The 12,283-nt window shown below is 57.6% G+C and carries 11 protein-coding genes; 7 read left to right on the forward strand and 4 right to left on the reverse strand.

Annotated elements, in window-relative coordinates:
• Positions 1-23: 23 nt before the first annotated feature.
• The 4 genes from RBB75_RS17740 to RBB75_RS17755 all read right to left on the reverse strand — a co-directional run bounded on the left by RBB75_RS17740 (position 24) and on the right by RBB75_RS17755 (position 3,501).
• Positions 24-1,394: a translocation protein TolB gene (locus tag RBB75_RS17740; RefSeq protein ID WP_353068830.1), complete on the reverse strand. Its 1,371-nt coding sequence runs from the start codon at positions 1,392-1,394 to the stop codon at positions 24-26.
• Positions 1,395-1,488: 94 nt separating this feature from the next.
• Positions 1,489-2,211 carry an energy transducer TonB family protein gene (locus tag RBB75_RS17745; protein ID WP_353068831.1) on the reverse strand — a complete coding sequence of 241 codons (723 nt, stop codon included), beginning with the start codon at positions 2,209-2,211 and terminating at the stop codon, positions 1,489-1,491.
• Positions 2,212-2,293: 82 nt separating this feature from the next.
• Entirely contained in the window at positions 2,294-2,707 is a 414-nt protein-coding gene (locus RBB75_RS17750) for an ExbD/TolR family protein (protein WP_353068832.1), read from the reverse strand.
• Between the two features lie 2 nt (positions 2,708-2,709).
• Positions 2,710-3,501, reverse strand: coding sequence for a MotA/TolQ/ExbB proton channel family protein (locus tag RBB75_RS17755; protein WP_353070411.1), 792 nt, complete (start codon positions 3,499-3,501; stop codon positions 2,710-2,712).
• 166 nt (positions 3,502-3,667) lie between these two features.
• Here RBB75_RS17755 and recN point away from each other — a divergent pair, with 166 nt between their 5' ends.
• The 7 genes from recN (at position 3,668) to RBB75_RS17790 (ending at position 12,278) form a co-directional block, all read left to right on the forward strand.
• Complete coding sequence (gene recN, locus RBB75_RS17760; RefSeq protein WP_353070412.1) at positions 3,668-5,362, forward strand: DNA repair protein RecN; 1,695 nt, start codon at positions 3,668-3,670, stop codon at positions 5,360-5,362.
• Between the two features lie 370 nt (positions 5,363-5,732).
• Positions 5,733-6,746, forward strand: a complete 1,014-nt coding sequence (locus tag RBB75_RS17765) for a 4-hydroxy-3-methylbut-2-enyl diphosphate reductase (RefSeq protein WP_179637984.1) — start codon at positions 5,733-5,735, stop codon at positions 6,744-6,746.
• Positions 6,747-6,775: 29 nt separating this feature from the next.
• Positions 6,776-8,800: a squalene--hopene cyclase gene (shc, locus tag RBB75_RS17770; RefSeq protein WP_353068833.1), complete on the forward strand. Its 2,025-nt coding sequence runs from the start codon at positions 6,776-6,778 to the stop codon at positions 8,798-8,800.
• Positions 8,801-8,848: 48 nt separating this feature from the next.
• On the forward strand, positions 8,849-9,988 hold the full coding sequence (gene hpnH / locus RBB75_RS17775; RefSeq protein WP_179637986.1) for an adenosyl-hopene transferase HpnH: 1,140 nt from the start codon (positions 8,849-8,851) through the stop codon (positions 9,986-9,988).
• A 5-nt stretch (positions 9,989-9,993) separates the two neighbouring features.
• Positions 9,994-10,440, forward strand: coding sequence for a hypothetical protein (locus RBB75_RS17780; protein ID WP_179637987.1), 447 nt, complete (start codon positions 9,994-9,996; stop codon positions 10,438-10,440).
• An 81-nt stretch (positions 10,441-10,521) separates the two neighbouring features.
• Positions 10,522-11,532, forward strand: coding sequence for a hopanoid-associated sugar epimerase (gene hpnA, locus RBB75_RS17785; protein WP_353068834.1), 1,011 nt, complete (start codon positions 10,522-10,524; stop codon positions 11,530-11,532).
• Positions 11,529-12,278 (forward strand): nucleoside phosphorylase, encoded by a 750-nt coding sequence (locus RBB75_RS17790; RefSeq protein ID WP_179637989.1) that lies wholly within the window; start codon positions 11,529-11,531, stop codon positions 12,276-12,278. The genes hpnA and RBB75_RS17790 overlap by 4 nt, the downstream gene beginning before the upstream one ends.
• The last annotated feature ends 5 nt before the right edge of the window (positions 12,279-12,283 follow it).

Consider the following 12,283-nt stretch of genomic DNA (forward strand, 5'->3'; position numbering starts at 1 on the left):
TCCGCAGAGACGATAAAAAGCTGTTACTTCCAACTCCAGTTGGGCATATCTGCGCCGGCGCCGGTGAGCTCATGCTTTTGCGTGCCGTCGGCCAGCATGGTCATGATCTTCATATGGGTGGCTCTGCCGTCGGGGGAGTTGGCGTAGACGATGTGGCGGCCGTCCGGGGACCACGAAGGGAAGTCGCAACGACCGCCATCGTGGGTGAGTTGAATCCAGCGTTTGGTGGCGATCTCCATGACGTAGATATCCTGTCCACCAGGTGCGCCGGGGCCGTATTTGCGATCCCATGCGAAGGTGAGGAACTGTCCGTTAGGCGACCATGAAGGCGAAGTGGCATATCCGCCGTCGGTCATACGCTGGACGTTGGATCCGTCGGTGTCCATGACGTAGAGCTGGGGGAGATTGGTGCGTCCGCTGATCCAGGCGATCTGAGAGCCGGAGCGTGGGTTGAAGACGGGTGAGACGTCGGGGCCGCGGAAGCTGGTGACGCGGCGGGAGGAACCTCCGTTGGTGTCGGAGATCCAGATCTCGGGGTCGCCGCTGCGGGAGGATGAGAAGGCGATGTCCTTGCCGTTGGGGGACCATGCCGGGGAGAGGTTGGTGCCGCCGGCTGAGGAGAAGTTCACCATACGGTTAAGGACGAGGGAGAACATGCGGATCTGAAAGCCGTCGCGACCGAGGGAAGAGAAGGCCAGGCGGGAGTTGTCGGGCGAGATGCGTGGGGAGATCGAGATGGTGCCGAGGTGAGTGAGAGGGTGCTGGTTGGCTCCGTCGTAGTCCATCTGCCAGATCTCTTTGTCGGCGCCGGTGAGCTTGACGTAGAAGATCTTTGATTCGGCGATACCCTGGCTGCCTCCGCTGAGACGGAAGATGATCTCGTCGGCGAAGCGATGCGCGATCTGCCGGGCTGCGTCGTCGCTGGCGTCCTCGTTGTACTGCTTGGCGAGCACCTGAGGGTACTGGATATTTTTGGCGTCGAAGAGGAAGCCGTTGCAGATGATTCTGTTGCCTTGAACGCTGAAGTTGCCAAAGGCCACCATGGCGGCGGAGGTCGGGGCGTTGGCCCACTGCTGAATACTCATCTCGGCGGGCGCGCCGGGGGTGGATTGGGGGAGGAGACTCTTGGAGACGATGTCGAAGATGCCTGCGTTCGAGAGATCGGCGAAGAGGGTTGAATCGAAGGTGTGCTTGAAGGCAGAGGTTTGCGGATCTGCTGAGGCAGGTTTGAAGTCTGCGACGGCGATGCGGATGTTGGAGACTCCGCTGGAGGTTTCAGTCTTGAAGCCTTCCTGCGCCTGCAGAGCGGAGGCGCCAACGAGAAGAAGGAGAAGAACTCCAAGACGACAAAGGTAGGCGTGCCGGAGGAACGGCGTACGTTTCTGTCTATGCATTCTGTTCTATGTTAGACGCAAAATCGTCAGGACGGGGTGTCTTCGGGCAGTTGTCAAGGAGAATCAAAAGAAACACTCCTTGAAAACGAAGCTTTTACTGGGGATGAAGGTGGAAGGTGTATTCGACGGTGATGTGATCGCCTTGCGGCAGGGGACCGAAGCCGTCGACACGCTGAACGGCTCGCATGGCGGAGAGGTCGAGCGAGGGGGAGCCGCTGGGCGTCTCGATGCGGGCGTTGGAGGGGACGCCTTCGCGATTAATATCGAAGATGATGGTTGTGCTTTTGCCGATGGAGGTGCGCGGGTCGGCCTCTGCGGTGTACCAGTTCTGTGCGACTTTGCTGTTGACGATGTTGACGTAGTAGGCGAAGCGCTGGCCGAAGGTGCGGTCTTCGACCGAGACACTGGCGGTGCCGTTTTTTACCTCCAGCGTCGATTGCGCGATGCGGACACCTGCGGTCTCGCCGGTGACTGCTTTGGTGGGTGGAGGGGTGACGGGCTGGATGTGTTTTGGCGGCGCGGGCGTGGGTTTTTCAGCCTCTTTGATGGGCTTGGTGATCTTCTCCGGGATTGCGACTTCGTTGAGAGTCGGGGGCGGTTCGGTTCTCTCTTTGGTAATGACGGGGGCGGGGCTTGGGGCCTCCGAGGTGAGGACGCCGGTATCGAGGGTGCGTTGTGTGGGAGGGAGCGGGAGCGAGGAGACCATGGTGGCCTGGATGGCTCCTGCATTTGAGGCGTTCTCGCCCCAGTCGTGGCCTCGGGTGTGGAAGATGAAGGCCCAGCCCAGTATGACGGCAGCGATGAGTCCGTGCAGCACGATGGAGCCGACGAAGTTTGCGCCGAGCTTGTCGGGATTGCTGTCGCGACCGATTGTGAGAGATGTATTTATGTCACCCTCCTCACTTCTGGATCGGCTGGGTGACGATGCTGATGTTTGTGATGCCGGCCTGCTTGACCGCATCCATGACGGAGGCGAAGGCGCCGAAGGGCACGCGTTCGTCGGCTCGCAAGTAGATGATGCGCTTGGAGGGGTCGGCTTTGCCGGTGGATCTGAGCAGGGTGGGGAGCTGGTTGACGTTGACGGGCTTGTCCTGCAGGAAGACGTTCTGCTCGCGGTCGATGGTGACGACCATCCGCTCTTCGGTGAGTTGATTGACGGAGCGCGTCTTGGGGATCGCGACCTCGACACCGGACTGGAGAACCGGCGCGGTAAGCATGAAGATGAGCAGGAGCACAAGAACGACGTCGACCAGCGGCGTGATGTTGATCTCAGCGAGCGCGGTCTGGGTGCGTCCTTTTGCAGAGAAGGCCATCGCTAGAAGGTCCTCCGGCGGATCTCTTCGGGCTGCGGCTGGGGCGGTTGGGGCTGGCTGGGAGTGATCATAGCTGCGTTTTCGATGGCGTTGAGGAGCTCGCGACCGAAGTCGTCCATGCGTGCGCCGAACTCGCGGAGACGTGCGGTGAGCTGGTTGTAGCCAACGACGGCGGGGATGGCGACGACGAGGCCGGCGGCGGTGGTGATGAGGGCCTCCGAGATACCGGGAGCAACGGCGCGGAGGGTTGCGGCGCCTGCGGTGCCGAGGCCGTGGAAGGCGTCGATGATGCCCATGACGGTGCCGAAGAGGCCGATGAAGGGAGCGGTGGCGGCGATGGTGGCGAGCCAGGTCATACGGCTCTCCATTGACGTAAGGGCTTCGCTCGAGGCGGTCTGGGCTGCGCGTTCGAGTGCGACGGGGTTGCGGGGGAGGCCGCGCCCGCCGTTCTGGCGCTGGTACTCGTCGTGAATCTCGGTGAAGACGGCGACGAGTGGGCTGGGCTTGAACTGGTCGGCTACAGCGGCGATTTCGCTGAGGCGAGTCGATTTGCGAAACGCGCGGACGAAGCGCTGGCTCTGGGTGTGGGCTCTGCTGAAGCTGGACCACTTGGAAAACATGATGGCCCAGGAGAAGATGCTGGCGATAAGCAGGATGATCAGGACGGCGAAGGCGACAGGGCCGCTGTTGTGGATCATCTCTACCAAGGCGCTGGTGTTGGAGGCCGCGGGGGGTGCGGCGGCTGAGGGATCTTCCTGGAAAAAGTAAAGAGCTAACGAAAGGGTCCAGACCATAGTTGTTGTGTACCAGTGCTTAGTGTAAATCGTCGTTGAGGCAAATGTGGCTGGCAATCGGGTTGGAGCACCTTCTGTGGTGCGGATCTCGAGGGTGTTTCAGGTGTAAACGATAGTTGGGGGCGAGGTTTGCTATTCTCGCGATACGTGTTTGCCTGAGGGCCCTATGCTGCTGGAGTTGCGAGCGGAAAACTATGCTGTGATCGACCGTGCGGTCGCTACGTTCGGGCTGGGCCTTAACCTGCTGACTGGCGAGACGGGCGCGGGAAAGTCGATTCTGATCGATGCCCTGGCACTGCTGCTGGGGGGGAAGGCATCGGCTGATTTTGTTCGTCATGGGGAAGAGAAGGCGGTGGTCAGTTGCGTCTTCGAACTGACCCAGGGAGCGGCTGCGATTCTTGAGGCGAATGGGATCGACAGTGAGTCGGATCATCTTTTGCTGCGACGCGAGATCCTGGTTAGCGGCAAGGGACGGGTGTTTGTGAATAATCAGCCAGCGACGGTTGGCGTGTTGCGACAGCTTGCGCCTGAGCTTGCGCTGGTGCACTCGCAGGGGGAGACGATGGGCTCGTTCGACCAGGCGCAGCAACGTATTTTGTTGGATCGCTTTGGTGCGGTGAGTGTGGACGGAGTGGCAGAGGCGTTTGCTGCGTGGCGTGCGACTACGGATAAGTTGGACGAGTTGCAGTCTGCGGAGCAGGACCGTTTGCGGATGGCGGATCTGTGGCGGTTTCAGAGTAGAGAGATCGATCAGGCTGGGCTGAGTGCCGAGGATGAAGACGCGCAGCTTGAGGCTGAGAAGCGAGTGCTGGCAAATGCTGAGAAACTTTATACGGCGGCGATGAGCGCGCATGAGCTGCTGTATGAGTCGGAGAGCTCTGCGGAGAGCGCGCTGGGTGCGGCTTTGAAGCATGTGGAGGAGTTGGCGCGGTACGATGCGCGGTTTCAGGAGCCTGCGCAACAGTTGGCTGCGGCGAAGGCGATCGTGGAAGATGTCGATGCCGAGGTGAGGGATTTTGCCGACAATGTTCATGCTGCGCCCGGGCGGCTTGAGGAGATTGAAGATCGGCTGGCTGCACTCGATCGGTTGAAGCGGAAGTATGGGCAGAGCTTGAAAGATGTTATCGACTTTGGTGCGGAGGCGGCGCGGCAGCTGGCTGAGGTGGAGAATCGCGATGCGCTGCTGGTGGAACTTAAGGTTAAGCAGGAGAAGGACGCGGAGGCCTATAGGGTTGTTGCGGCGAAGCTTACCGCTGGGCGTACAGAGGCTGCGAAGAGACTGGAGAAGCTGGCGGAGGCGCAGATCAACGATCTTGCCATGAGCACGCGGTTTCATGTGCGCGTGACCGCGGAGAAGTCGACGGAGAGCTGGACCGCGCATGGCTGGGATCAGGTAGAGTGTCTGATCGCGACTAATGCCGGGGAGCCGATGAAACCGCTGTATGAGATTGCTTCGGGTGGTGAGATGTCGCGGGTGATGCTGGCGCTGAAGGTGACTGTGGAGGAGGCGGCGTCGGGTGGGGCGGGGAGGAAGAAGAAGTCGGTTCTGCCACGGACGTTGGTGTTTGACGAGATCGATATCGGCATCGGCGGACGGGCGGCGGAGGCGGTTGGGCGAAAGCTGAAGACGTTGTCCAAAGGCCAGCAGGTGTTGTGTATTACCCATCTGCCGCAGATTGCGGCGTTTGGGGATCAGCACTTTCTGATCGAAAAAACGGAGAAGCGTGGACGCACCCAGACTGAGGTTCGCCGCATGGAGGACTCAGAGCGAACGCAGGAGATTGCGCGCATGTTAAGTGGGGCGAAGTTGACGGAGACCAGCCTCAAGCATGCAGCACATTTGCTGGAGAGCAGCCGCTGATTTTTGGCCGCACATCTTGTAAGACGGCGTACGCATCCGAGTGAGGAGATGCGATTCAGGAGGATGAGCGATGTCAAACGATTCGAATAAGTGCGCTATGAAGGGTTGTCTCTGTACGCCGCCTGAAGGGCAGAAGTACTGTTCTGCTTATTGTGAAACTGCGAAGGGTGAGACGAAGCTGCAATGCGATTGCGGACACCCGGCCTGCGCTGGCCAAAAGCTTTAGGGTTTTGGCGCGATTGGACGATGCCGGGGAGCTTAAAAGGTTCCATTATTTGTGCGGCTTTTGTTGCTTTCTTGGCTTGTTATGTTGCACCTAGAATGGTTCAATTCTGTGCTAAGACAGGGTTGAACGCGGTATACTAGGGACGTGATTACAACCACCCTTGACCACGCTGCTGGAACCGAGAGCGGCAACAAAACGAAAACTAAGCGGGTTCTCCTCCTCAAGCCTCGCGGCTTCTGTGCCGGCGTAGTGCGTGCGATCGATATCGTGCAGATTGCGCTGGAGACCTTTGGCGCTCCGATCTATGTTCGCAAAGAGATTGTTCATAACAGCTATGTTGTGACCGACCTGGCGAAGAAGGGCGCAATCTTTGTCAACGAACTTGACGAGGTTCCAGAGGGCGCTCGGGTGATTTACTCGGCTCATGGAGTTTCGCCGGCGGTTCGCGACCGGGCGAAGGAACGCGGGTTGAAGGTGGTGGATGCGACCTGCCCGCTGGTGACGAAGGTTCACGTGGAGGCGATCAAGTTTGCCAAGCAGGGGTACTCACTGGTGCTGATCGGGCATCGTGACCATGACGAGATTGAGGGCACGCAGGGTGAGGCTCCGGATGTGACCCAGGTGGTTTCGACGGTGCAGGAGGTTGCGGACCTGGTTGTGCCGGATCCGAATCGTGTGGCGTATCTGACGCAGACGACGCTGTCGCTCGATGAGGCCCGGGATATGATCCAGGCGCTCAAGAACAAGTATCCGAATATCGTTGGGCCGCACTCACAGGATATCTGCTACGCAACGGAGAACCGGCAGGTTGCGGTGAAGAACGTTGCTCATGGAGCGGATCTGGTGCTGGTTGTCGGATCGACAAACAGCTCCAACTCCAACCGTTTGGTCGAGGTTTCGAAGAATCTGGATACGAATTCGTATCTGATCGATACGGCAGATGCTATTCGGCCGGAGTGGCTTGATGGTGTCGATACAGTTGCTGTGACAGCTGGCGCTTCGGCTCCTGAGGTTCTTGTCAAGGATGTCGTCGAATATCTGCAGACGATGGGCTATGGCTCCGTCGATGAGGTTGAAGTGATGCCGGAGAACGTGCGCTTTGGTTTGCCTCCGGAGATCGTTCAGGCGATTGCATCTGCTCCACCAGTAAACCGGTAACTAGTTTCGTAACAGAGAGTTTGCTTTTCATGGGTATATCTGCAAGTAATCCGAAGGGCGTTGATCAGCCGGCCCAGCCGCGTTTTGGCCGGATGGATGTTGGACTGGATCGTATTACGCAGGGTGTTGCGCGGGCGAAGGACTGGCTCTTTGCGCAGCAACATCCAGACGGGTACTGGTGCGGCGAGCTCGAAGCAGACAGCATGCTGGAGTCTGACTATATCTTCATGCATACGCTGCTGGGCACAGGCGAACCGGGCCGGATGGAACGCGCGATCAATGAGATTCTTCGGCACCAGAATGACGATGGAGGCTGGGGTTTGTTTCCGGGTGGACCGTCCAATATCAGCTACGGGGTCAAGGCTTATCTTGCTCTGAAGCTGATGGGATGGTCGAAGGATCATCCAGTGCTGGTGAAGGCTCGTGAGTGGGTGCTTGCACATGGTGGAGTCGTCGAGTGCAACACTTTTACGAAGATCTATCTGTGCGCGCTGGGGCAGTACGATTACGACGCTGTGCCGGCTATTCCGCCGGAGATTGTTCTCTTTCCAAACTGGTGCTACTTCAATATCTATGAGATCTCTTCGTGGTCGCGCGGCATTCTTGTTCCGCTGTCGATCATCTATGCGAAGAAACCGTTCAAAAAGCTCGCGCCGGAGCAGGGGATCGAGGAGCTTTTTGTTGGCGGGCGCGAGAATGCCAATCTGCATCTTCGCTGGGATAAGAAAAAGCCGTTTGGCTGGCGCAACTTCTTTCTTGCCGTAGATCGGGTGATGCATTTGGCCGAGCGGGTTCACATTCGGCCATTGCGTAAGGTGGCACTGAAGCGGGCCGAGGCCTGGATGCTGGAGCGGTTTGAGAAGTCTGATGGACTGGGCGCGATATATCCTGCCATGTTGAATTCGATCGTGGCTCTGCGGTGCCTGGGGCGCTCAGTAGATGATCCTCAGTTGATTCGTGCGCTCGATGAGTTTGAGAAGCTTGGTATCGATTGTCCTGATGGCACGGACGACTATTCGACGCCTACATTTCGCATGCAGCCCTGTTTTCCGCCGGTGTGGGACACAGCTCAGGCTATGTATGCACTTGGTGAAGCGGGCGTTCGCAGAGACGATTCGCGCATGTTAAAGGCTGCGGATTGGATCCTGTCGAAGGAAGTGCGTCAAAAAGGCGACTGGGCGGAGAAGGTCAAGAATGTTGAACCGGGCGGTTGGTACTTCGAGTTTAACAACGAGTTTTATCCGGATGTGGATGATACGGGACAGGTTCTTCTTGCGCTCAATTGCGTGGATAATCCGCGGGAACGATATCAGTATGATGCTTGCCAGCGCGCCCTGAACTGGATTTGGGCGATGCAGTGTAAGAACGGTGGCTGGGCGAGTTTTGATCGCGACAACACCAAGATGATCTTTCAGTATATCCCGTTTGCGGACCATAACGCGATGCTTGATCCGCCGACAGTCGACATTACCGGTCGCATGTTGGAGATGCTCGCGCTGTATGGAGTTACAAGAAGCGATCCTCGTGTGGAGAAGGCGATTCAATTCATCCTGAAGGAGCAGGAGTCCGACGGGAGTTGGTTCGGGCGCTGGGGCGTCAACTATCTCTACGGAACGTTCCTGGTGCTGCGTGGCCTGGAGGCGATGGGGTTCTGGAATCACGAACCAGCGGTACAACAGGCGGCTGAGTGGATTCGCATGGTGCAGAATGCGGACGGCGGCTGGGGCGAGACGTGCGGTACCTACGACGATCCGAATCAGCGTGGCATTGGACCGAGTACGCCCTCGCAGACGGCGTGGGCTGTGCTTGGACTACTGGCTGCGGGGGATACGCGTTCTGATTCGGTGGCGAAGGGTATTCGCTGGCTGGTAGATCGCCAGCATGAAGATGGAAGCTGGGATGAGCTTGTTCCGGGGCGCAACGGCGAGAGCTACTACACGGGTACGGGGTTCCCGCGTGTGTTTTATCTGGGATACCACCTTTACAAACAGTACTTCCCGCTGCTGGCATTGACGACCTACGAACGTGCCATGAGGAGCGGTACGGCTCACTAACTCAGTAAGCCGCGCGTCAAGAATTTATCTGGAGTTGGAGGAGACACGATGGCAGTGCCAGTCTCGCAAGCCTGGACGGTTGCAACTTATGTTTTGAAGCAGAAGCTGATGGGCCGGAAGAAGTATCCGCTCGTGCTGATGCTGGAGCCGTTGTTTCGCTGCAACCTGGCGTGCGCCGGCTGCGGGAAGATTCAGTATCCCGCGCACATCCTGAAGTCAGAGCTTTCGCCAGAGGATTGTTTCAAGGCTGTGGAAGAGTGCGGAACGCCGATGGTTTCGATTCCCGGTGGGGAACCATTGCTGCACCCTCAGATGCCCGAGATCGTTGCCGGATTGGTAGCGCGCAAGAAGTACGTTTATATGTGCACCAATGCTCTGCTTTTGAAAGAGAAGCTGCACTTGTTCAAGCCAAGCAAGTATCTTTCTTTTTCAGTCCATGTGGATGGCCAGCGCGAACATCATGACTTCTCCGTCTGCCGCGAAGGTGGATACGATATTGCGATGGAGGGCGTAAGGGCTGCAGTTGCGGCTGGTTTTCGCGTTACGACCAACACCACTTTATTCGACGGGGCTGATCCGAATAGTGTTCGTGCCCACTTCGACGAGATGATGGCAGCCGGCGTCGAAAGCATGATGGTATCGCCTGGCTACACCTACGATAAGGCGCCGGATCAGAATCATTTTCTCGGCAAGGCGAAGTCTCGCAGAATGTTTCGCGCCATACTCTCCAATCGCAAAAAAGAGTGGGAGTTCAATACTCACCCCCTCTTTTCCGAATTTTTGATGGGGAAGCAGAACTTTGAATGTACGCCGTGGGGAATGCCAACCTTCAGCATCTTTGGCTGGCAAAAGCCATGCTACCTGCTGCAGGATGGCTATGCGGATACCTTTCAAGAGCTGCTGGACTCCACAAAGTGGGAGAACTACGGCGCGAAGAGCGGTAATCCCCAATGCGCGAACTGCATGGTGCACTCCGGACACGAAGCTTCTGCGGTGGACTATAACTTTGGCTCTCTGAAGGGCTTTCTGACCACGGCCAAGAGGTATATGTTTTCGTCTCTCTATCCTGATGAGGGTGCACAGAAGCTGCTCAACGAGTGGCGGCCGGAGCATGCCAGTCCGCTAATTCAGATTCAAGCTCCAGTCGGGACAACGAAGACAGAACTGCAATCGATCTCAGGAGACTAGGTGTCATGGCAACAGAACAACAGGAACATCTGAAGATCGAACAGTTGCGGCATCAGAGTGCGGACGAACTCGAGCACATTGCGGGTCGCGACCGCGAACAACTTGAAGGCTGGATTCCGACGCTTGCGACCGATCAAGAGATCACCGAGGCGTTGGAGAAGGCATTTGACTATCGCGGCGATATTACAGTTACTCGTAAAGATGGGTCTCAAGTGATTGGCTATCTTTTCGATCGACGGACAGGTGCCTCCCTCGCTGATTCGTTTGTACGAATTCTTCCAGTGAATGAGAAGACGAAGGTAAGTATCACTTACGCGGACATTGCGGCGATTGCGTTCAGTGGCCGCGATACGGCGGCGGGCAAGACCTTCGAAGCGTGGGTGAAGAAGTACTGGGAGAAGAAGGCAGCCGGCGAACAGAACATCCAGATCGAGCCGGAGAAGCTGGACTAAGACCGCAGTCGGGCGTAGAGTTTGCCGGGTAGCAGGTTGATGTTCCAGGGTTACCTGCCAGTTTGGCTGGAAAGAGCGAGAGTGCGCGTATTTATTACGGGAGCGACGGGCTTCGTTGGAAGCCATGTGGCCAGAAGTTATGCGGCAGAGGGCGCCAGCCTTCGGCTGCTGACTCGGCAGACGAGCCGGTTGGACTCTCTTGCTGACCTTGATGCCGAGATGGTGACCGGAGACCTTCGCGAGCCTGAGAAGCTCCGCTCGGCTTTGGTGGGTTGCGATGCTCTGGTTCATGTTGCCGCGGATTATCGTCTGTGGGTGCGTGACCCGGACCAGATGTACGCAGCCAATGTGACTGGCACGCGGGAGCTGCTGAGGCTCGCTTGCCAGGCTGGGGTCGAGCGTGTGGTTTATACGTCAAGCGTGGCGACGATGGGCTTCAAGAAAGATGGGACGATCGTGGATGAAGAGTCGCCGGTCTCGTTGCAGGAGATGATCGGCCACTACAAGCGGTCCAAGTTTCTTGGCGAACTTGAGGCTATCAAAGCGGCGAAGGCCGGTCAGCATGTGATGATCCTGAATCCTACAACGCCGATTGGCCCTGGCGATTCGAAGCCAACGCCGACGGGGAGGATCATTGTCGACTTCCTGAATAGAAATTTTCCTGCATATGTGGATACCGGGCTGAACCTGGTGGATGTGGTCGAGGTGGCGCGGATGCATGTCGTCGCGCTCGAGCGTGGAACTCCTGGGGAGCGATACATCCTTGGTGGAGAGAACCTTACGCTGAAGCAGATTCTGGATCGTATGTCGGCGATTACGGGGCTTCCTTCTCCGACGATGAAGGTGCCGCATGCGGTGGCGATGGCCTTTGCCTTCTTTGATGAAAACGTTACTGGCAAGTTGAGGGGCAAGGAGCCTCGTGCGACCGTCGAGGCTGTTCGAATGGGAAAGAAGATGATGTTTGCCTCTTCGGCGAAGGCAGAGCGGGATCTGGGATTTCAGGTGCTGCCTGTTTATAGTGCGTTGCGAGCGGCGATTGAGTGGTTCGTCGCCCATGGATATGCGCCGCCACTGGATGGACAGGCGGCATGAAGGGAAACATCGCGATTATTGCTGCGCTTGAAGGGGAACTGAAGCCGCTGGTTCGCGGTCGAGGTGCAGGGAGTTGGAAGCGGAGAGATTCGGGTAAAGGATGTTCGGTGTGGGAGTACCGCCATGCGAATGGGTGCTGGATTGCCGCGTGCGCGGGCATGGGGGAAGTGAGGGCTGCTGTGGCCTTTGCTGAAGCGGAGAAGGTTGCTGCGGTTGACGCTGTTTGCTCGGTGGGATGGGCGGGTGCTCTGAATGGAGCTACTGCGGCGGAATCCGTTTCAGGCGTCTCTTTAGTTATCGATACAAAGACCGGAGAACGGTTTCGGCCGACGGATTTTCAGCCATCTTGGCCAGTGTTGGCAACTACGACGCAAGTAGCTGATGAGCGCGAGAAGAAGCGGTTAGCTGCAAGCTACGGAGCGGGGCTTGTGGATATGGAAGCAGCGACGATTGCCCGGACTGCTTTGAGAAAAGGCATTCCGTTCTATTGCTTTAAGGCCGTATCGGATGATGCCAATGCGCGGTTGCCAGACTTGAATCCGTTTGTCGCAGAGAATGGGCGGTTAAAGATGCCTGCGTTTTTGGCGCATGTTGCGATGCGGCCTGGATCGTGGTCGGCTTTGATGAAGTTGGGAAGACATAGTTCTGCCGCGGCTAAGAATTTGGCAGAGGCGCTCTATGAATGGTTGGATGAGAGTGGTTCGGTGCGCAGATCGAGCGGCGACTACACTGAGAAGCAGAGATAAGGATC

The organism is Tunturibacter empetritectus (assembly GCF_040358985.1).
Taxonomy (GTDB): domain Bacteria; phylum Acidobacteriota; class Terriglobia; order Terriglobales; family Acidobacteriaceae; genus Edaphobacter; species Edaphobacter empetritectus.